Annotated in this window: 19 protein-coding genes; 10 read left to right on the top strand and 9 right to left on the bottom strand. The window is 56.1% G+C overall.

Features of this window, described 5'->3' with window-relative positions; genetic code table 11:
* Positions 1-4: 4 nt before the first annotated feature.
* A complete protein-coding gene (locus tag H8699_RS11685; RefSeq protein WP_138295681.1) occupies positions 5-478 on the bottom strand; it encodes an RpiB/LacA/LacB family sugar-phosphate isomerase in 474 nt (157 codons plus the stop codon).
* Positions 479-727: 249 nt separating this feature from the next.
* Here H8699_RS11685 and H8699_RS11680 point away from each other — a divergent pair, with 249 nt between their 5' ends.
* Entirely contained in the window at positions 728-1,732 is a 1,005-nt protein-coding gene (locus tag H8699_RS11680; RefSeq protein WP_249285842.1) for a LacI family DNA-binding transcriptional regulator, read from the top strand.
* A gap of 37 nt (positions 1,733-1,769) precedes the next feature.
* Positions 1,770-2,609, top strand: a complete 840-nt coding sequence (locus H8699_RS11675; RefSeq protein ID WP_249285841.1) for a DUF368 domain-containing protein — start codon at positions 1,770-1,772, stop codon at positions 2,607-2,609.
* Between the two features lie 66 nt (positions 2,610-2,675).
* Here H8699_RS11675 and H8699_RS11670 read toward each other — a convergent pair whose 3' ends face one another.
* Complete coding sequence (locus H8699_RS11670; protein ID WP_249285840.1) at positions 2,676-3,536, bottom strand: alpha/beta hydrolase fold domain-containing protein; 861 nt, start codon at positions 3,534-3,536, stop codon at positions 2,676-2,678.
* A gap of 154 nt (positions 3,537-3,690) precedes the next feature.
* Here H8699_RS11670 and H8699_RS11665 point away from each other — a divergent pair, with 154 nt between their 5' ends.
* A complete protein-coding gene (locus H8699_RS11665) occupies positions 3,691-5,049 on the top strand; it encodes a GH1 family beta-glucosidase (RefSeq protein WP_249285839.1) in 1,359 nt (452 codons plus the stop codon).
* 64 nt (positions 5,050-5,113) lie between these two features.
* Here H8699_RS11665 and H8699_RS11660 read toward each other — a convergent pair whose 3' ends face one another.
* Both H8699_RS11660 and H8699_RS11655 read right to left on the bottom strand, forming a co-directional pair.
* Positions 5,114-6,010 (bottom strand): EamA family transporter, encoded by an 897-nt coding sequence (locus H8699_RS11660; RefSeq protein ID WP_249285838.1) that lies wholly within the window; start codon positions 6,008-6,010, stop codon positions 5,114-5,116.
* A 200-nt stretch (positions 6,011-6,210) separates the two neighbouring features.
* Positions 6,211-7,569, bottom strand: coding sequence for a glycoside hydrolase family 5 protein (locus H8699_RS11655; protein ID WP_138295675.1), 1,359 nt, complete (start codon positions 7,567-7,569; stop codon positions 6,211-6,213).
* Between the two features lie 365 nt (positions 7,570-7,934).
* On the opposite strand from H8699_RS11655, the gene H8699_RS11650 reads away from it, so the two are divergent.
* The 6 genes from H8699_RS11650 to H8699_RS11625 all read left to right on the top strand — a co-directional run bounded on the left by H8699_RS11650 (position 7,935) and on the right by H8699_RS11625 (position 13,783).
* The gene (locus H8699_RS11650; RefSeq protein ID WP_249285837.1) at positions 7,935-8,780 is read left to right on the top strand and encodes a class II fructose-bisphosphate aldolase; all 846 of its coding nucleotides are present in this window, start codon (positions 7,935-7,937) and stop codon (positions 8,778-8,780) included.
* Positions 8,781-8,782: 2 nt separating this feature from the next.
* Positions 8,783-9,751, top strand: a complete 969-nt coding sequence (locus H8699_RS11645) for a carbohydrate kinase family protein (RefSeq protein WP_138295673.1) — start codon at positions 8,783-8,785, stop codon at positions 9,749-9,751.
* A gap of 3 nt (positions 9,752-9,754) precedes the next feature.
* On the top strand, positions 9,755-11,023 hold the full coding sequence (locus H8699_RS11640) for an MFS transporter (RefSeq protein ID WP_249285836.1): 1,269 nt from the start codon (positions 9,755-9,757) through the stop codon (positions 11,021-11,023).
* A gap of 12 nt (positions 11,024-11,035) precedes the next feature.
* Positions 11,036-11,419: a Rid family detoxifying hydrolase gene (locus H8699_RS11635; protein WP_249285835.1), complete on the top strand. Its 384-nt coding sequence runs from the start codon at positions 11,036-11,038 to the stop codon at positions 11,417-11,419.
* A gap of 151 nt (positions 11,420-11,570) precedes the next feature.
* Entirely contained in the window at positions 11,571-11,993 is a 423-nt protein-coding gene (locus H8699_RS11630; protein ID WP_249285834.1) for a DUF3842 family protein, read from the top strand.
* A gap of 125 nt (positions 11,994-12,118) precedes the next feature.
* Positions 12,119-13,783, top strand: coding sequence for a peptide ABC transporter substrate-binding protein (locus H8699_RS11625; protein ID WP_249285833.1), 1,665 nt, complete (start codon positions 12,119-12,121; stop codon positions 13,781-13,783).
* Positions 13,784-13,848: 65 nt separating this feature from the next.
* On the opposite strand, the gene H8699_RS11620 is transcribed toward H8699_RS11625, so the two are convergent.
* Positions 13,849-14,379: a glycosyl-4,4'-diaponeurosporenoate acyltransferase CrtO family protein gene (locus H8699_RS11620; RefSeq protein WP_138295668.1), complete on the bottom strand. Its 531-nt coding sequence runs from the start codon at positions 14,377-14,379 to the stop codon at positions 13,849-13,851.
* Entirely contained in the window at positions 14,376-15,515 is a 1,140-nt protein-coding gene (locus H8699_RS11615) for an MGDG synthase family glycosyltransferase (protein ID WP_249285832.1), read from the bottom strand. The genes H8699_RS11620 and H8699_RS11615 overlap by 4 nt, the downstream gene beginning before the upstream one ends.
* A gap of 91 nt (positions 15,516-15,606) precedes the next feature.
* On the opposite strand from H8699_RS11615, the gene H8699_RS11610 reads away from it, so the two are divergent.
* Complete coding sequence (locus tag H8699_RS11610; protein WP_249285831.1) at positions 15,607-16,353, top strand: hypothetical protein; 747 nt, start codon at positions 15,607-15,609, stop codon at positions 16,351-16,353.
* Positions 16,354-16,401: 48 nt separating this feature from the next.
* Here H8699_RS11610 and H8699_RS11605 read toward each other — a convergent pair whose 3' ends face one another.
* From H8699_RS11605 to coaE, 3 genes are read right to left on the bottom strand one after another with little or no spacing between them, the layout of a single operon-like run.
* The gene (locus tag H8699_RS11605; RefSeq protein WP_249285830.1) at positions 16,402-18,063 is read right to left on the bottom strand and encodes an ABC transporter substrate-binding protein; all 1,662 of its coding nucleotides are present in this window, start codon (positions 18,061-18,063) and stop codon (positions 16,402-16,404) included.
* Positions 18,008-18,553 carry a lytic transglycosylase domain-containing protein gene (locus tag H8699_RS11600; RefSeq protein ID WP_147518781.1) on the bottom strand — a complete coding sequence of 182 codons (546 nt, stop codon included), beginning with the start codon at positions 18,551-18,553 and terminating at the stop codon, positions 18,008-18,010. The genes H8699_RS11605 and H8699_RS11600 overlap by 56 nt, the downstream gene beginning before the upstream one ends.
* 52 nt (positions 18,554-18,605) lie before the next feature.
* Positions 18,606-19,229: a dephospho-CoA kinase gene (gene coaE, locus H8699_RS11595; RefSeq protein WP_249285829.1), complete on the bottom strand. Its 624-nt coding sequence runs from the start codon at positions 19,227-19,229 to the stop codon at positions 18,606-18,608.
* Between the last annotated feature and the right edge of the window lie 12 nt (positions 19,230-19,241).

Here is a 19,241-nt window from a genome sequence, read left to right as displayed (position 1 = left end):
CGCCTTACTTGAAATTCTCGTCTTCCATGGCCTGCAGCTTTTTAAACAAGCCGCCCACAAATTCCGCTCGCTCCGGCGCAAAGCCTTTGCAAAAGCTCTGCTCTAACCAGGCGTCGGCCATCTCGCAGGCATTATCCGGGGCAACGACCCGCGCGCCCATGGCCAGTACGTTGGCGTTGTTGATGATCGCGCACTTCGGGGCGGTAAACAGGCTCTCGCAAGCGACGCAATAAATGCCCTTAAACTTGTTGGCCGCAATGCTTACGCCGGCGCCCGTGCCGCACATCACAAAGCCGCGCTCATATTCGCCGCTGGCGATCGCCTTGGCCAAATTCGCAACCGCGTCCACATAGATCACCTGATTTTCCGGCGTCTGCTGGCCCACATCGGCCACTTCATGCCCCATTTCGATCAGATGCTTTTTGACCGCCTCTTTCAGGGTAAAGCCCGCAAAATCGGAAGCAATAACTAATTTCATAAATCAAAATCTCCTTTGTCCTCGATTGATATGGGAACGCTCCCATATAATCCAACTATAAAGTGTAAAGGGCAAAAAGTCAATTAAAAACCAGCGGAATGCACAGGATAATCCCTGTTTGCAGGGGGTAGACCGCAAACTAAATCTATCGTGGTGATATTGACAGATCGCACTTCCCCTAATAAGATAAAAACAGATTTATGGGAATATTCCCATAAATCCTATTGCTGGCAAGGAGTTCTTTATCGGATGACTATCAACGACATCGCCCGCCTGGCGGGGACCTCAAAGTCCACAGTATCCCGCGTGCTCAACCACGATCCACACGTCAGCGATGAGACCCGCCGGCGCGTGATGGATGCGGTGCGCCGCAACCATTATCAGCCTAACTCCATCGCCAGAGGACTGGTACAAGGGGCTACCCGCCTGGTGGCGCTGATCATCTCCGACATCCGCAACCCCTATTACTCGGAGGTTACTTGGTATATTGAAAAAGAGCTTGAGCAGCAGGGTTACCACATGTTTTTAGGGTGCAGCGGCGAGGACCCCGAAAAAGAGCGCAACTTTATCGACCTGGCAGCGCAATATAATTTCGCCGGGGCCATCGTGATCTCCCCCACCAACGAGGCCTATCTGCTGCAAAGCGCCCCTGCGCTGGGCTGCCCGGTGATCCTTCTCAACCGCTATATCGACGATTTCGCGGGCGATATGCTCACGACGGATAACTTTCACGGTGGGAGCCTGGCAGCCCACCATCTTTTGGCGCTGGGGCACCGCAGGGTTGCAGTTTTTTCCGGCGATAAAAATACCACCACGCACCGCGACCGGCGTGCAGGCTTTGTTCACGCGCTCTCTTTGGGCGGCGTTGCCCTGCCGGAGGCCTTTAGTTTTACGACCCGGAGTCTGGATATGGATAGCGGGCACACGCTGGGCAGCCATTTGCTATCGTTGGGGAGCGCTGCGCCCACCGCCATCTTCTGTACGACTGATCTAATGGCCATTGGGCTTTTGCAGGCCTATCGAAACGCTGGAAAATCCATCCCTGAGAATCTGAGCATCATCGGCTTTGACGATATCCCCTACGCCGGCCTTGCCGGTATAGGGCTGACCACCATCGCCCAGCCCTATGAACAGATCGGCAAGCTGGCTGTACAGATGCTGCTTGAGCGCATCAACAGCCCTGCCCGCCCCCAAAGGCGCGAGATTCTGGATTGCCAGCTGATCTCTCGCGCATCGACCGGGCCTTGCGGATAACGGCCTATGCTATCGTTTACGGAGGTTAAAATCTCTCATGCATCAATTTAAAAAGAAGTGGCAATGGCTCCTGTTCTTTTTACAGGGCATTCTCATCGGAACCGGCGCCATTTTACCAGGCATCAGCGGCGGCGTGCTTTGTGTGGCCTTTGGGATCTATGAACCGATGATGGCCTTTCTGGTACATCCGCTGCGCACCTTTAGGCGAAGCTACAAAATGTTTATCGCGCTGATCGCCGGCGGTTTAGTTGGTTTTATGCTTTTAGCCAAGGTAGTCGAGGGTTTTCTTAGCGCCTCCCTGCTCATAGCGATGATGCTCTTTGCAGGGCTGATCGGCGGCACGGTGCCCGGCCTCATCAAAAAATCCGTCGCCAGCGGGCCGGATAAGGGGTGGACAGGATTCACCATCACCCTGATCGCTTCCTTTCTCTTTTTTCGACTGCTCGATACCGGCATGCAAGGCAACGCCATAACGCCTAACTGGGCCTGGTTCCTGTTTTGCGGGGCGGTCTGGGGGCTGAGCATGGTGATCCCGGGGTTAAGTTCTTCTTCCATCCTCCTTTTTATGGGATTATACCAGCCCATGGCGGAGGGAATCGGCAATCTGGACTTTAGCGTACTCATTCCTCTGGTCATCGGTTTTGCGGCCACCATCGTCCTTGCCTCAAGGGGGGTAGATCAGCTGCTAAAGCACCATTACACAGGACTTTCACGGGTCATCCTGGGGTTTGTACTCTCCTCGGTGCTGATGATTTTGCCTTCTTCCTTTACCAACGTCCTGGATTTAGCGCTTGGCGCCGCCGTCTTTGCGGCAGGATTTCTGCTGGCGTTGTGGATGGACAACGTCAAATTTAAACAAGCGCCCGAGGAAAAATAAGGTCGCACCCAAACAGCTAAAAGTGCCGGCGCGTTTGCGCCGGCACTTTTTATTGGAGCAGTCGCTCTACTTTAAGTGTTTATCCAAGAACTCCCCGATCAAATCAAATATTTCCTGTTGGTTAAACTCTACTGTGGCGTGCCCCGCGCCCTCAATGCGGTAAAAATCCGCCTCCACACCCTTGGCCACCAGCGCGTCGTAAAGCAACTCGCTCTGGCTGATGGGCACCACCGGGTCTGCCGTGCCGTGCAGGATCATAAAGGGCGGCGTATCCTCTGAAATATAGGTGATGGGGTTTGCGATGCGTGCGGCGCCCGCCATTTCCCGTACCGGCCCGCCCAGTACCAGCGATTCCGGCGAGGCCGGATCGTGATGATCCTCAAAGCCGGGCACCTCGCCCATCTGCGGCAGGTCAGAAGGGCCGTAAAGGTCTACAACAGCCTGCACCCGGTCGGATTGATCCGCCCACTGCCCGGTTTTAAACGCGGGCTCATCCCCGCTGGTACCGGCCAGCGCTACCAGGTGGCCGCCGGCCGAATCCCCTTTCAGGCCGATACGTTCCCCATCGATCCCAAAGGCGTCCGCATGGGCGCGCAAAAAGCGGATAGCCGCCTTCACATCTTGAATTTGCGCCGGAAAGGTGGCCAGACTGCTGACGCGGTACTCGATACTGGCTACCAGATACCCCCGGTACGCAAAGGCACCCAACTCTGCCAGCCTTAAATTACGGTCGCTCTCCTTCCAGGCGCCGCCCTGAACCCATAGCAATACCGGCAGCCTTTCCCCGGCGGAACTGGCCGGGCGCACAATGCTCATCTTAAGCGGCTGGCAGGTGATGCCGCCGTAAGTCGGCGCATAGGCATAGGTGATTTCGGTCGTCGTCAACAGTGCCGGACGTTTGACCTCCGGCTTCAAATTGTAGATCACGTTCATCCCTCCTTCTTACTGTTTCCAGTATACCACCTTACTAAACACACTGTACACCCCTTTGCGCCCCGCTATTTATTGTAAAGTGGCAAATCGTTGTTATATAATAAATCTATACTGAACTGGGCAGAATAACGGTATAAGGAGGATGCATATGGGTTTTCAAAATGATTTTGTCTGGGGCGCGGCCACCTCGTCGTATCAGATCGAGGGCGCGGCCTACCAGGCCGATAAAGGCTTAAATATCTGGGATATCTTTTGCAAACAGCCCGGCCGGGTCTTTGGCGGGCACACCGGCGAGGTCGCCTGCGACCACTACCATCTCTTCCGCCAGGATGTGGCGCTGATGAAAGAAATGGGCATCAAGGCCTATCGGTTTTCCATCAATTGGGCCCGTTTGATCCCGCAGGGGACGGGCAAAGTCAGCGCCGACGGGCTGCGGTTTTACAACGAGCTGATCGATTGCCTGTTGGAAAACGGTATCGAACCCTACCTGACCCTTTATCACTGGGAGCTGCCCCTGGCGCTGCACCAGCAGGGCGGCTGGATGAACCCGCAAAGCCCCAAATGGTTTGGCGAATACGCCGGCGTTATCGCAGCGCATTTTTCCGACCGGGTGCGGTATTATTTCACCTTTAACGAGCCGCAGGTCTTTGTTGGTCACGGCTGCGCCAACGGCATCCATGCCCCGGGGCTGAAAATGTCCCCCTGGGATACCTTTGCCATGGCTCATAACGTCTTAAAGGCCCATGGCATGGCCGTGCGCGCCCTGCGGGACAAAGCCCGTGGCGAGGTCAAAATCGGCTACGCGCCCACCGCCTCCCTGCACTATCCTGCCAGTGAGAGCGCTGCAGATATTGAGGCGGCGCGCCAGGCGTGTTTTGCCTTGCCTGATGTAGAAGAATGGACTTGGAACGTGCCCTGGTGGAGCGATCCGGTGATTCTGGGCCATTATCCCGAGGAGGGCCTGCGCAAATATCATCCCTATCTGCCGCAGATCACCCCGGAGGACATGGCGCTGATCCACCAGAAACTGGACTTCTTCGGGCAGAATATTTATAATGGCTCGGAAGTGCGCATGGGCGAGGACGGCAAACCCCAATTCGTTCCGCGCTACGCGGGCTTCCCTAAAACGGCGCTGGATTGGCCCATTACCCCGGAAGCGCTTTATTGGGGCCCCAAATTCCTGTGCGAGCGGTATTCGCTGCCCCTGTACATCACCGAAAACGGCCTCTCCTGCCACGACGTGGTCTCGCTGGATGGGCAGGTGCACGACCCCAACAGGATCGACTTTTTAGCGCGTTACCTGGGGGCCTTAAAGCGCGCGGTGCAAGATGGTGTGCCGGTAAAGGGTTACTTCCACTGGTCTTTGCTGGATAATTTTGAATGGCACAGCGGCTATGCTGAGCGCTTTGGCATGGTCTATGTGGATTACCGCACTCAGCAGCGCATCATCAAGGATTCTGGCTACTGGTATAAAAAGATCATCGAAGAAAACGGCGCCTCCTTATAGTAGAGAGCGGATACAAAAAAGCTGGGGCTTGTCCCCAGCTTTTTTAATTTCTCTATTGATCGGGCTAAACCGAGATCAGTACCAGCGCTACGATGCCGATCCCCAGGGCGATCAGGGTCCTGCGCGTCAGCCGCTCGCGGTAGACCAGCGTCGAGATCAGGGTAATGAATACCACCTGCGCCCCGTTGACAAAGGGAAACATGATCGACGCGTTGACCCCCTGCGAGGCGACCAGGCCCATGAGCTGGTTGCCCGCACAGGTCCCCACCCCTGCGATGGCACAGGTCCCCACCAGGCGCGGGCCCAGACGATTGACCGCTTCCCCTTTTCCCTTGTGGAAGATGAGCGATAAAATCAGGGCAATCGTCGCAGCTGTACCCAGGCCGATGGTATAAAATTCCGGCACCTGCAATCCGCCGGTCAGCATGGGATGCAGCTTGGTCAGGGTCATCAGCGTTCCGCTGCAGGCCATCATCAGCGCCACATAAATCAGCCACCTGCCGCTGGCTTTGCGGTTCTCCCCCGTATTGGTCCCGATGCCGCTGCCCAGGTAAAACATGACCAGCACCAGGGCGATGCCGCAGTATTGCAGCGGGCTTAAGGTCTCCCCCCAAAACAGCAGCCCGATCAGCACCGGAAAGATATTGGCGGATGAATTGCACAGCGTGGTAAAGGACATGGGGCCTGTGTCGATCGCCATCGTATAAAAGAAGAAAAACCAGATAAATACCGCGCCAAAAAGCAGCCCGTACCACAGCGTTGCCGGCAGCAGCGGCCCAAAGCCGCCGCCCGCCAGGCAGACGATCAGCGTCAGGCCGCTGGCGACATAAAGATGGAGCGCCTGAAACTGAAAAAGCGTCGCCTTGCCCTTGCTGAAACGATGGTTATACTCTTTAACTGCCGTAAGCTGTACGCTAAAGCAGATGACGGCGATAAACAGCCATAGATAGTGTAGCGCCATTGAAAGGGTCTACCTCCTCCCATTTGCCTGGAGAGTGCGCGTTTATCAGCCGTTTATCCATAGCGCGCCTAACGCCCATTATAAGGCATAGAGCGGGGTTTATGTCAATAGTTTTTAAACGACAATTACCATCATGAAAGCAAAAAAAGACCCGCCCGGTCCGCCGTTATCCGGTAGCACTTGGGCGGGTCTACATTCCGCTATTTTGTATGCGCGGTCAGAATTGCTTTCCAATCCTCACGGACCAGGCAGTTTTCAAACTTGAAGCTGTCCATCAGGGTATCCAGCTCGTCTAGGCTCAGCTGCGCCAGGCGCTTGCATAGCCGCATGCACAGCTCCTCTCCGAAAAACACCGCCAGGTGCCGGTGCAGCCGCGCCTCGACCTCGCCGCTGCCCGGGGTAAAGTCCGCGCGGAACAGATGTTTGACCACATCCATCATCTCCCAGCTTCCGCTGGCGAGGGGATCAAAATCCGTATGGTATTTCAGCTTCAAGGCATTGCTTTCCTTCACGAACTGCATCCAGGCGCTGTTCGGATCCAGCCGCACCACGCCCATGTTCCCAACGTCCTTATAGCAGCACAGCGCCCAGCTGTGCCCTCGCTCATCCATCACCGCCAGCTGGTCCTCCAGCAGGCGCAGCTTATCCTCACGGAAATCATCGTTATGTACGATGCCAAACTCGCTCATCCATACCGGCAGGTTGTACTTTTTTCCGTATCCATCGCGGATATCCATCTCGTAGGCAATATAGTCCTTATTATAGAATACGCTGCCCCCCTCATTCAGCGCCGGATAGCAGAACATATTTAGCGACGGATATGGATACTGGTGTACCGAGCAGGCCATATTGTCGTCCCAAGGCTCTGGGAAGCCTTCATAAGTCTTGCCGAATAAGTTCGCCTCAATGAAAACGATGTGCTCCTTATCCACCTGGCGGATAGCCGCCGTCGCCTGCTTGCAGATATCTACCAGCGTGTCAATCTCATCCGCTTCGGCCCAGGGCTCGTTCATGATTTCATAGCCACCCACCGCCGCGTTATCCTTATAATGCTCGGCGATAAAGCGCCACAGGGCGATCAGCCGCTGCTGATAGAACTGGTTTTGAAACAGTCCAACTTTATTGGTGGCGTTATCGCTGTGCCAGTCGGGGTTCTGGTAGCCCTGCGCGCCGTGGATCTCCAATATGCCGTACATGCCGTATTTCGCCAGCAGCTCCAGCACCCGGTCCAGATGCCGGAACCCCTCCGCCTTGAACTGCATGGGCGCCTGGTCCGATTCAAAATGGCGGTAGTTGATGTTCAGGCGAACATGGTTGCAGCCCATGGCCTTGATAAAGGCGATATCCGCCTCCTGTACATATTGGGTCAAAAACCGGTCAAAAAAATGCTCGGCCTTATCGCGGCCCGCATATTGGGCCAGATAGCCTCTAAACTGCTGTTCAACGCCCGGAAAGCCGATCTGAAAGTTTTCCATCTGCATCCAGCCGCAAAAGTTGAAGCCCGTTAGAACGATCTTCTGTCCATGATCTACAAAATCCTTGCCCTGTGCTTTTAACATGATTTTACCTCCCCCTTGCCGCCTGTGGCGGCATCCATCTTATCATTCTCAGCATACCACGCCTATAATAGGCCGGCAATGCCAATGCCGCTCTTCTAAATGGACAAAACCGGGAAAAGCCTTCCTAAATATATTCATAAATACTGGTCTATTGGCTAACTTTCGTCCAAATCCGCCTTTGTGGGGCATTAAATCGCAGCTTTGTAATTGACGCAGCCGCAAAAACGATTTATGATAGGATTGTATTTTGTGCAAGTTTATAAACCGTGCTTGGTTCCTTACTCACTGTAAGGGGCCTCGCTGTGCGTGTAGGCCTGCATAAAATCCAGTTATCAGATTTATATTTGAAAGGATGGGAATTCGTTATGGCATTGGAGAAGTACAGCACAGTACTTAAGATGGCGCAGGAGGGCCGCTATTGCGTGCCGGCATTTAACACCTATAATTATGAAACCATCGCCTGGGCGATCGAGGTGGCCGAGGAGGAAAAGCGCCCGGTCATCGTGCAGCTTTATCCGGGGTATGATTTTTACATTCCCCTCAAAGTAATGTGCGACGCGGCCAAGGAGCTGGCAGCCCACGCCAGCGTGCCGGTATGCGTTCACTTAGACCACAGCGCCACCTATGAGATCGCCTTTGCGGGCCTTGCGGCCGGCTTCCCCTCTGTCATGATCGATGGCTCTTCGCTGAGCTTTGATGAAAACGTGGCGTTGACCGCCGCGGTCAGCCGCGCGGCGCATGCGCTGGGCTGCGAAGTCGAGGCCGAGCTGGGCCACGTGGGCAGCGGCAGCAATTTGGACGATTTTGCTACCGGCGGTAAGTTTACCGATCCTGATGAGGCCGTCAAGTTCATTGAGCTGACGAATGTAGACGCGCTGGCCGTTTCCATCGGCAACGCCCACGGCGCTTATGCGGCTACCCCCAACCTGCAGCTGGATCTTTTAAGCAAAATCAACGATGCAGTGGATATTCCGCTGGTCCTGCACGGCGGTTCGGATATTCCGGATGAGCAGATCAAACAGGCCATCACCCGTGGCATCGCCAAGGTCAACATCGCCACCGAGTACTTCCGCGCCATGTATAAAGGCTATAGCGCTTCCATTGCGGCGGCTCCGGATAAGGACAGCCTCTTTGAGATCAGCCAGATGTCCAAGGATTCTGTTAAAGAGTTCCTGCGCGGCAAATTCAATCTGTTAAAGGCGGATGTGTAATTATGGAAAAGAAATATGACGTTATCGGCATGAGCCTGTCCTGCGTGGATATTTTAAACCGCATCCCTGCCATGCCCCCGGTCAACACCGGCGCGCCCATCTTGCAGTATTCTACCCAGGGCGGCGGCAAGGTGGCCAGCGGCATCGTCGCTTCGGCGCGGCTGGGCGCCAAGTGCGCCTTTATCACCGTTCTGGGCGATTGTCCCAACGGCAAATTTATGCTGCAGGATTTTAAGGATCACGGCATCGATACCTCCCACATCATCATCGATGAGGGGAAGGAAAGCGCCATCTCCGTTGTGCTGAGCGATGATGCGACCCACAGCCGCACCATCTTCCACTATCCCGGTACGGCCCGCAAGTACACCCCGGCGGACTTTAGCAAAGAGCTGATTGCCTCTGCCAGGATCCTACACATCAGCGATTGCTCGGATGCCTCTTTCCAGGCGGCCAAATGGGCCAAGGAGAGTGGCGTAAAGGTACTGATCGACGCGGATAAGTACACGCCGGAGCTGGATGAGATGATCCACTATATCGATTATTTCATCGCCTCGGAGTTCTATTATGAGTCCAAGTTCCAAGGCCAGGGTAGTTATGAAGAAAATGCCCGCAAACTAAAGGCCGAAGGGCCTGAAGTCGTGCTTTTCACCCTGGGTGAGAAAGGCGTTGTCGGCGTGGACGAGACCGACAGCTATTTTGAGGTGGAAGGTTTCTCGGTCGAGGCGGTGGATACTACCGGTGCTGGCGACGTTTACCACGGCGCGTATGCCTACGCCGCCCTCCAGGAGGATTGGACCACGCCCCAGCGCGCGCGGTTCTGCAACGCGGTTTCCGCCATCAAGTGCACCCGCATGGGCGGCCGTGCGGCTATCCCCACCCGGGAGGTGGCTCTGCGTTTTATTGAGACCGGTGAGATCGACTATTCCGAGATCGACCAACGCGTGGAGCGTTATAGGAGGATCGGCGTGTAAGCCATGGATAATTTAACCGAGTCAAAAGTGAGATTGGACCGGCGGGGGCGGATCATCCCCCCCCACCGGAAACTGTTGGCGTATTTCAGCAGCCTGGAGTTTTTCTTCTGGGCCGCTATGGCGACCAACTCTTTTGTCGTCGTTTATTTAAGCGCCAAGGGTATGAGCAATGTGGGCATCGGTATCGTGCTGGCGCTCAATAACTTGATGACCATCGTCGGCCAGCCGATCTGGGGCGTGGTCAGCGACAAGATGGGTTCTACCCGCAAAGTGCTCATCATCTGTGTAGCCGGCGCCAGCTTGATGTCGGTCATCCTGCCGCTGGCTTACGGCGATATTCCCATGGCCACCGTCATGGCGGTGATGACCTTTTTCCGCATGCCGCTGACGGCCCTGGTGGATAGTTGGGTGATCCAGACCACCAATGAATCCCAGGCGCAGGGCATGCGCCTAAACTACGGTTCCATCCGCCTGTGGGGGTCTATCGGCTTTGCTGCCGCCTCTTTCTCTTATTATTGGCTGATCAACCAAGGCGGCGCGCCCTATGAAACCGCGTTCTACGGCTTTGTATTCTTCGGCGCGGTGATGATCGTGCTGTGCCTGATGCTCAAGAGCGATAAGAAAAAGGCGTCCGTACCGCTTAAAAACCTGCATATCGGCCGGCTTTTTAAAGATTACTATTTTATCACCTTCATGCTCTTTTACATGTGCATCAGCATGCCGGTAAACTTCGGCGCCTCCTTCCTCCCCAAACTGGTCGAGGCTGTGGGCGCCCACTCCGAGGAGATCGGCATGGTGGTAGCGGTCAAGGCGCTGATGGAAGTGCCCATGCTCTTCCTTTCGGCAAAGCTTGCCAAGCGCTTTAGCCTGATCAAGATCATCTTTACAGTCGCTGCGCTTTATATGATCGAGCAATTCCTTTACTTCTTCGCGCAGAACGTGTTCCAGATCATTTTGGTTCAGTGCCTGCACGGTATGGCCTTTGGCCTGTATTTAAGCTGCACGGTCAGCTACATTTTCAGCATCGTTCCCCGGGAGCTCAACGCCACCGGCCAAACGCTGTGCGCGGCGGCCTCGGGCGTCAGCGCCATGATCGGCAGCTCTGTAAGCGGCTGGATCATCGACCTTTGGGGCATCCGCATGCTCTATGTATTCGGCGGCGTGGTGCAGCTGGTCGCGGTGGTCTTCTTCTTGCTCTCCTTCCCCATTGGCAAAATGCTGGGGCTGCAGCATCCTAACCCAGCCACGCTGCGGCGCGCCGGCGAACTATAGGAGGATTCGGCTATGAAAGCTTTTTTGACCAACCGCGGGCCCAAAGCCATCGGCCCTTATTCTACCGCCATGATTCACGGCGGGTTGGCCTATCTTTCAGGCATGCTGCCCATCGATCCGGCTACCGATACGCTGGCGGCGGATGATGTGCAAGCGGCCGCGCGCCAGGCGCTGCAAAACATCGCAACGGTGTTAGAGGAAATGGGCAGCGGTATGGAGCGTTGCGTAAAAGTAACCGTTTACATGCGCGATATGGACGATTTTGCGGCGGTAAATACCATCTATCAGCAGTATTTCGGGCCGGATTATCCCGCCCGCTCTGCCGTTCAGGTCGCCCGGCTGCCCATGGATGCGCCGTTGGAGATCGAAGTGATCGCCGCGCTGGACGCAGAATAACCCCATCCGGTTTAGCCCCGCAGGAAAATTCCTGCGGGGCTTTCGTGTGCCTGCCCGTGGATGCGCCTACACCACCCTATATTTGAAGAAAAACCCAATATCTGCTATGATATGGAGGGTCAACACCAATATAAAATACAAGGGAGCAGTTATGGATATTGCAATTATCGACGGACAGGGCGGCGGCGTGGGCCGTGCGCTGGTTACCGCAATCCGTAAAGAATGGGGTGACTCGGTGCACCTCCTTGCGCTGGGCACCAACGCCACAGCCACCGCAGCCATGTTGCGCGCCGGCGCAGACGAAGGGGCGACTGGCGAAAACCCTATCCTGTTTAACGCAGGAAAAGTGGATATAATTCTGGGCCCTATCGGTATCATTTTGGCCAACGCGCTGTTAGGCGAGCTGACACCCAGAATCGCCTGCGCCGTAGCGGAGAGCCCGGCACAAAAGATCTTGGTGCCGGTCAACCGCTGCCATGTGATCATCGCCGGCCTTACCCCGCCTCCATTGCCTGAGGCGATCGACCAGGCGATGGCCTGCCTGCGGCAGATGATCGCGGCTTTAGACAAATAAAACGCATATCCAGTTGGATAAATCTGCCTGTGACTGGATATGCTGATGTATAGGGTAATGGCGCCCGTAAGATTTTATCATCTGCCGCCACGCCCGCATTGAAGGAGAAAGGATGTAACTTTTTTATGCCCAAGGCTATATGGAAACGGATGGCGCTGGTCATGACCTGTGCCCTCTTGCTGGTGTGTGGGTGCGCCCCACAGCAGGCAACGCCTTCCACCTCTGCCCAGGCCCCTTCCCCCTCGCCCACGCCCGGTCCGGAGAGCGGCGTTTTACCCCTGACGTTGGGCACGCTGCCCGATACGCTGGACCCGGCCAAAGCAAGCAGCCAGAACGATGCCATTTATTGCCTTCAGCTATTTGAAGGGCTGACCAGCGTGGACGCTGCGGGGGATATCGTGCCGGGCATCGCACAGGATTGGACGATCAGCGAAGATCAGCTGACCTGGACGTTTTCACTGCGCGAGGCCAACTGGTCCGATGGCACACCCGTCACGGCGCAGGATTTCGTTTACGCCTGGCAGCGAGCCGCTGACCCCGGGACCCAGGCTCAGCACGCCTATTTAATCCGCCAGTTTATCAAAAACGGTTCCGAAGTCAACGACGGCACCCTTCCCGTCACCGATCTTGGCGTTCAGGCCGATGGCGAGCGTACGCTGGTCGTTACATTAAAGCAGCCCTATGCCGGGTTTGACGCCGTCGTGGCCCTGCCCCTCTTTTTACCGCTGCGGCAGGATATGGTAGACAGCGGCGATCGTTGGGCACGCGAGGGCGAATCCCTCCTATGCAACGGGCCGTTCGTCCTTGATTCCTGGGAAAAGGATCGCTCTTTGGTGTTGCTTAAAAACAGCGCGTATTATGCCGCGGAAACTGTGTTGCCCCAAAAGCTGGATTTTGCCATGATCACCGATGATCAGCAGGCCTTGACCGCTTTTACCAGCCGGCAGATTCTTATCTCGCGCCTCTATCCCATCGAAAAAACCGGCGTGCTGGCACAGGCGGGTATGCTGCAGCGCTATCCGCAGATCAGCACCGCGTTTTTAAGCTTTAATTGCAGCGCCGCACCCTTTGATAACACCCTGGTGCGCAAGGCCCTTGCGCTGGCTATCGACCGGGAGAAGCTCTGCAGCGATGCGCTGTTTGGCGCAGTCTCCCCCGCGGGAGGCTATATCCCTGCCGGGGTCCGCGACCTTGCCAGCGGTAACGATTTTCGCAGCGATGGCGGCGATCTATTTCCCGTGGACAGCGAACAGGCCGAAGCCTCCATCCAGCAGGCGCAGCAGCTTTTAGCCCAAGCCGGATATCCGGAAGGAAACGGTCTGCCCGAGATCGAATTGATTTATCTTGAGGATATGAATCCTGCGGCTCTACAGGCCGTACAGGCGATGTGGGAAGATAACCTGGGGCTTCAGGTCGCCCTCGTTCCAAAATCGCTGGAAGCCTTTTCTCAGGCCCGCAGAGAGGGCACCTTCCAAGTTTGCCTTACCGGATGGGCTGGCGACTATGGGCAGCCGTCGGAATTCTTCGACCTGTTTTTGACCGATAGCGTTTATAACAGCGCCAAATGGTCTAACGCCGATTATGATAGCGCCATCGCCACGGCAAAAGAAACGGCGGATGCCGCGGCTGCAATGCAAGCCTATCATGCTGCGGAAAACATCCTTCTGGAAGATGCGGCCATTTCTCCGCTGTTCTTTTATAATGAACAGGTACTGGTGGACCCGGCCGTGCAGGGTTTAGTCGTCTCTCCCGCCGGATACCATTACTATAAGTTCGTATCGGTCGAATAAAAAAGCCATATAAAAAGCATCCAAGCGCGCTTGGATGCTTTTTTCGTATCTGTTTACGGCGCCGCTTAGGTTTCCACCGCTGTAGGCTCTTCCCTTTTTTTCGTCTTTCGCCTGCCGGTCAGCTTGATCAGCCGCACCAGCCGCGGACGGTTGAACCGCTGGATCATGATAAAGGGCAGGTTGGTCACGATGGTGAGCAGGCTCATGATCCCGCTGATCAGCAAGCTGTCATTCCAGATCCGGTAAAAAAAGCCGGATACCAATATGATCCAATGCACGGCCTCAGCCCTGCGCGTCTCAATGACAAAGCGGCGCAGATAGGCCTTTTCATCCGCATCCTCCTGGTGACGTACCTCTGTATCCAGCTTTTGTTTGGGCATCACAATGCTGATCATCGACCCCAGGTCCGGCATAAAATCCTTCCAGTAGTGAATGCGAAAGACCCTGGAATAGATCCCGCCGCCCTGTTCCCACTTGGCAGTGGGCGGCGCCAGCAGGCTGTCGTGATCGAACCACTTTTCCGGCAGCACCGCGCCTATAAAGGCGCAGACAGCACCGAAAGTGGCCCAGATCACCAGGTTCCAGATCAGGGTCATTCCTCTACCTCCTCTACCAGCGCCGCCATCTTTTCGGCGCTGATCTGCCCCGCCTTAGGACAGCTGATGCGCAGGCAGGCCTCCCGCATCGACCTGCGCGTTTCCTCGTTAAACAACACATCCTCCAGCATCTGCTTCATTTGGCTGCAGGATTTAAGATGCCGCGCCGCGCCGTGCTGGGTTAAAAAGCGCAGGTTAGCCGTTTCCTGCCCGGGCACCGGGTCGTAGGCGATCATCGGCAGCCCGCACACCAGCACCTCGCTCATGGTCAGGCCGCCCGGCTTGGTTAAAATCGCATCGCAGGCCTGCATCATCTCCGCCATATTTTCTACGTATCCCGGTAAAATGATCTTGATCTTGGCCTCCTTGGCGTATTCTTTCATGATCTGCATGGCCTTTTGGTTGCGCCCGGTGATCAGCACCACCTGGATGGGCAGCTCCGTCTCCTGCGCATGGCGCACCATGGTCTTCATGGTATCGATAAAGCCCATCCCCCCGGCGCTGATCATCAGCGCCGGTAGATCCGGGTCCATGCCATATTTGCGCCGCGTTTCAGCCCGGTCGTACTGCTTTTCAAAAATGGTGCGCGTGGGGATACCCGTGGCAAAAATGCGCTCTGGCTCAATGCCATATTTGATGCATCCCTCGCGCGTCTGCTCATCCATAACGAAATAGAGGCTGACCTCACGATAGAGCCACTCCGCGTGCACGGCCGCATCCGTTACAATGGAGGCAATAGGGATATTCATCCCCAGGTTTTTAAGCAGCGCACAGGCGCCATTGACGGCCGGAAATACCGAAACGATCAACCGCGGCATGCGCCGGGCGATATATTCACCAAACATCTTGGCGTCATATATCCTGCCGGCCTTTTTGGTCCAGTTCCCCATGGGCACATTTTTGGTAATGTAGTAACCAAAGGCATATAAGGGCCGATAGAGCCGATCCATCCGGTTATATAGCTTACGCCCGATGTTCTGGATCGGTGAACGGATCACGTCCAACTGGTCGACGCATTCGATCTTCCACTCCGGATGCAGGCGTGCCAAATAGTCCTTTACGGTCCTGGCCACCTGCAAATGTCCGGTACCGAAGCTGGAATATATCACCAGTACATCGATCTGTTCTTCCGTCATGGTGTTTCTCTCCTTTATCTTATGGCACCAAATTTATTTCATTACATATCTTGTAGATGATAGACCCTCACCCCAAAGGAGGTCAATGCCTATGTCACCACAGTTACGTCCATATACCAGTCCCAGGGTAGTATGCTGCCCTCCGGCAAGCTGCTGCCCGCCGATGCCGCCAAGCCCACAATTGCGCGTATTTGACTGCACGGCCAAGGAAGTATGCAGCCAGCCCTGCTGCTTTACATTAGCGGCGGACTGCCCGCTGCGCCCGCCCGTTTGCATCGACCGAATCGAAGCCAATGACCGCATGATTCGCCTCCATAACATACGCTGCAAGCCCGACCGGTGCAATCCCTGCCGCCTGCAGTTCTCCGCCGATGCCTGCGTGCCTGCCGTCGTCACCCTGCGGGATAGCTGCGGATGCTGTGCAAACCAATGCGTAACGCTCACCTTTTGCCTGCGTGCCGCGCTGCGTATCCCTTCCGGCGGCTTCCCCTATCAGATCGCCGCGTGTTTGGATAAGCTGGATCTAAGCAAACCGCTGCCCCAGCCCTACGAGGATGTGTGCAGCCCGCGCATCTGCTTTACCGCCATCGCCTGTATCAGCCTCTATACGCTGGTGCTGCCCTGTCCCCCCAAGGTGGATTGCAGTGAGGTCTGGGGCCGGCTCCCCCTCTTTCCGGATGGAGAAGCCCCCTGCCCTGTGCAGCCCTGCAGCTGTGATGACAGCTGCGCCTGCGCGCCGCAGCCAGGCTTTTGCCACAACTGCGGGCGTCCTATCGGGGATTGCTGCGGCCCGGAGCCGCCCTCGTTTTGCCCCTTCTGCGGCAGAAGGCTTTTCTAAACGCTCTAGGGTATCAAGGGCGCGCAAGCTTGCGCGCCCTTTCTCCTTTTAGGGCGTACGCATCCATTTATCCATACCGTGATAACTATTCAAGTCCAGCGGAGCGGTATCGTTGGTATACAGTTTTTCCTGTGTCAGCAACGTATTGGTCCTATAAAAAAGGCTGATAAAGGGAAACTCATAAACAAAGCACTGTTCCAGCTGGGAAACCGCCTGCTTATATCCCTTTTCATCCCGCTGCTGGGCGATATCCTCCAGGGCTTGCGAGATCGTCGCCGAACGGTATCCGCAGTAATTAGGGGATTCCGTGTCAAAGGCAAAGCTCCAATCCATAGTTGCGCCTACGGTATAGCGTACCATCGCCAAGTCGTAGGTATGCTCCTTCAGCTTTTTATCATACCCATCCGCACCTTGCAGGTCAAGCACAACGGTAATGCCCACCTGGGCCAGCTGGTCTTGCAGGGTCTCTGCCGCGTAGCGCATATATGGGTTTGAAATATCATCACAGACCAATAACGTAAGGCTGACGGGCAGGCCGCCCTGACGTAAGGTCTGCGTCTGCGCGTCGTAGCTAAGCCCCGCAGCCTGAAACTGGGCCAGGGCTACCTCCTTGCTATGCTCAAATGCCTTATGCTGGTTTGAGTACAGCCAGCTATCCTGGGGGATCAGTCCTTCAGTGATCAGCGCATGGTTTTGATAGGTCGTGTTCGCTATATTTTTCGCATCGATGGCATAGGCGATCCCCGCCCGGAACGCCTCGTTTTGCACCAGGGTATTTTGATAGTTGAAGATCAGCGCATCCAGCGTGTGGGCCGTGTACTCCTTAGCGCCCGCCCGGAGTGACGCGCTTTGATATTGCCCGGTCAGCACGCTGTCGGTGTCGATACAGTCCAGCTGCCCCAGCTCAAATGCCTTGTGCATGTCCTCCTGCGTAGCATAGGGCAAAACCTCTACCGCGTCAAATTTGGCGCGAGGCCGCCACCAGCTTTCGTTGGCGGCCAGCTTCATCCCCTCCTGCTGCGCGTAGCTTTGGCATACATACGCGCCGGTGCCATTGGGCAGGCAGAGCGGGTCGCTCTCCCGCTGCGCATAATAGCTTTGCGGGATCACAGGGAAGTTCATTCCCCCTATGATCGCGTAACTGGGGGTTTGCACGTGTATTTTAACGGTATAATCATCTACCGCTTCGCAGGCGGTGGCGCCTGAAAGCCCGGCAGACCAATAGCTGCCCTCGCCCAGTGCCTTGATGGCATTAAAGCTATAAACTACATCCGCGGCCTTGAGCTCTCCTCCCTGGTGAAAGCTCACCCCCTGGCGCAGGGTAAAGACCCAGGCCAGGCTGCCGTCCTCCCCCTCCTGCAATTCCCACTTTTCCGCCAGCGCGGCGATGGGTTTGCCGGTATCGTCCAGGCGCACAAGCCCTTCAAAGACCAGGGAGAGCGCGTTCATCACCGAGCGGTTTTTCGTTTTGAGCGGGTGGAGCGTGGTGATGTTTTGATCCATCCCCAGCTTCAGCGTCCCGCCGGCTATCGGCTGCACGGCGGAAGGCGTGGGCGTAGGCGCCTGGATAACCTGGGCGCTCTCATCTACGGCTACGCATCCTGCCGTAAGGGACAGGGCGATCATCATCGCCGCCATCGCCCGCCATGGGCGTTTAGAGCTGATATAGGATCTGATATTGTTCATAAGCGTTTTTAACGCGTTTAACATATTCCTCGGTCTCCTTAAAAGGGATCGCCTTCAGGGTCTTGCCATCGTCGCTGTACGCCGGGTCCTCCAGCCAAGAGAGCACGCGGCTGCGCCCGGCATTATAAGAGGCCGCGGCCAAAGTGATATCCCCATCATAAAGGGTCAGCAGGTACTTGATGTACCAGCAGCCCAGGCGGATATTGGTATCCGCCGTTAGCAGCTGTGCCTCGTCCGGAGCGGGCATGGAAAGCTTTTCGGCGATCCAGTCCGCGGTCGTCGGCATCAGCTGCATCAGCCCCATGGCCCCTTTGCCGGAGCGGGCGTCCTCATCAAACCCGCTCTCGCATTTGATGATCGCCGCCACCAGATAGGGGTCTACCTGAAACTCATCGGCGCACGCGACGATCTGCTCCTCAAAGCGGAGCGGATAGAGCCTGCGTTGGTAGGGCTTGGAAAAGCCCACGATCACCATGACCGCGCATAGCGCGATGCCCAATATCCATAAGGTCACCCGCAGGATCCGGCGGTCCGTCCTGGCCTTTTTCCCACGGGATTTACTGCTTTTATTCGTTTTTTTCGGCCCCGTTGCCACTGTTTTGAACCCTTTCTATCCAAATCTTATCGACGATGCGGCACGTATCCGCTATCGTCCCCGAAGTATCAATGCAGACATCGGCATATTTTTTCTTTTCTTCCAGCGGCCACTGGGCCGCAATGCGCGCCTGTGCCGCATCTTTTGTCGCGCCATCCCGCGCCATAACCCGGGAAATCTGCTCCTCCACCGGCAATACGGCCAGCCACACTTCCTGCACCATATCCTGCATACCGCTCTCCAGCAAAACCGGCGCGTCTATAATGACAGCGGGGGCTCCCCCCTCGCGCGCCTGAGCGATCTGCCGGCCGATCTCCGCGCGGATGAGCGGATGGCTGATGGCATTGAGTTTGGCCAGCTGCGCCGGATCGGCAAATACGCAGGCCCCCAGCTTTTTGCGGTCCAGCTGGCCGTTTTCAGCCCGGTATTCCGGTCCAAATGTGTGCATAATTGCATTATACATGCTGCCGCCCGGCTGGGACAGCGCCCGCGAAATAGCGTCCGCGTCCACGATTACGGCGCCCAGCGCCCCAAGATGCTGCGCGACGGTAGACTTGCCCGAGGCGATGCCGCCTGTCAGCCCTATAATCTTCATCCCAAGCGCCCC

Source organism: Luoshenia tenuis (genome assembly GCF_014384745.1).
GTDB lineage: Bacteria > Bacillota > Clostridia > Christensenellales.
The sequence above is the reverse complement of the archived record's forward strand: the minus strand, read 5'-3'. Positions and strand labels throughout refer to the sequence as shown.

What these genes read in the sequence shown, in the direction of transcription:
- H8699_RS11685 (WP_138295681.1), bottom strand. Translation starts at nt 478, where the DNA reads ATGAAATTAGTTATTGCTTCCGATTTTGCGGGCTTTACCCTGAAAGAG.
- H8699_RS11680 (WP_249285842.1), top strand. Translation starts at nt 728, where the DNA reads ATGACTATCAACGACATCGCCCGCCTGGCGGGGACCTCAAAGTCCACA.
- H8699_RS11675 (WP_249285841.1), top strand. Translation starts at nt 1,770, where the DNA reads ATGCATCAATTTAAAAAGAAGTGGCAATGGCTCCTGTTCTTTTTACAG.
- H8699_RS11665 (WP_249285839.1), top strand. Translation starts at nt 3,691, where the DNA reads ATGGGTTTTCAAAATGATTTTGTCTGGGGCGCGGCCACCTCGTCGTAT.
- H8699_RS11660 (WP_249285838.1), bottom strand. Translation starts at nt 6,010, where the DNA reads ATGGCGCTACACTATCTATGGCTGTTTATCGCCGTCATCTGCTTTAGC.
- H8699_RS11655 (WP_138295675.1), bottom strand. Translation starts at nt 7,569, where the DNA reads ATGTTAAAAGCACAGGGCAAGGATTTTGTAGATCATGGACAGAAGATC.
- H8699_RS11650 (WP_249285837.1), top strand. Translation starts at nt 7,935, where the DNA reads ATGGCATTGGAGAAGTACAGCACAGTACTTAAGATGGCGCAGGAGGGC.
- H8699_RS11645 (WP_138295673.1), top strand. Translation starts at nt 8,783, where the DNA reads ATGGAAAAGAAATATGACGTTATCGGCATGAGCCTGTCCTGCGTGGAT.
- H8699_RS11640 (WP_249285836.1), top strand. Translation starts at nt 9,755, where the DNA reads ATGGATAATTTAACCGAGTCAAAAGTGAGATTGGACCGGCGGGGGCGG.
- H8699_RS11635 (WP_249285835.1), top strand. Translation starts at nt 11,036, where the DNA reads ATGAAAGCTTTTTTGACCAACCGCGGGCCCAAAGCCATCGGCCCTTAT.
- H8699_RS11630 (WP_249285834.1), top strand. Translation starts at nt 11,571, where the DNA reads ATGGATATTGCAATTATCGACGGACAGGGCGGCGGCGTGGGCCGTGCG.
- H8699_RS11625 (WP_249285833.1), top strand. Translation starts at nt 12,119, where the DNA reads ATGCCCAAGGCTATATGGAAACGGATGGCGCTGGTCATGACCTGTGCC.
- H8699_RS11620 (WP_138295668.1), bottom strand. Translation starts at nt 14,379, where the DNA reads ATGACCCTGATCTGGAACCTGGTGATCTGGGCCACTTTCGGTGCTGTC.
- H8699_RS11615 (WP_249285832.1), bottom strand. Translation starts at nt 15,515, where the DNA reads ATGACGGAAGAACAGATCGATGTACTGGTGATATATTCCAGCTTCGGT.
- H8699_RS11610 (WP_249285831.1), top strand. Translation starts at nt 15,607, where the DNA reads ATGTCACCACAGTTACGTCCATATACCAGTCCCAGGGTAGTATGCTGC.
- H8699_RS11605 (WP_249285830.1), bottom strand. Translation starts at nt 18,063, where the DNA reads ATGTTAAACGCGTTAAAAACGCTTATGAACAATATCAGATCCTATATC.
- coaE (WP_249285829.1), bottom strand. Translation starts at nt 19,229, where the DNA reads ATGAAGATTATAGGGCTGACAGGCGGCATCGCCTCGGGCAAGTCTACC.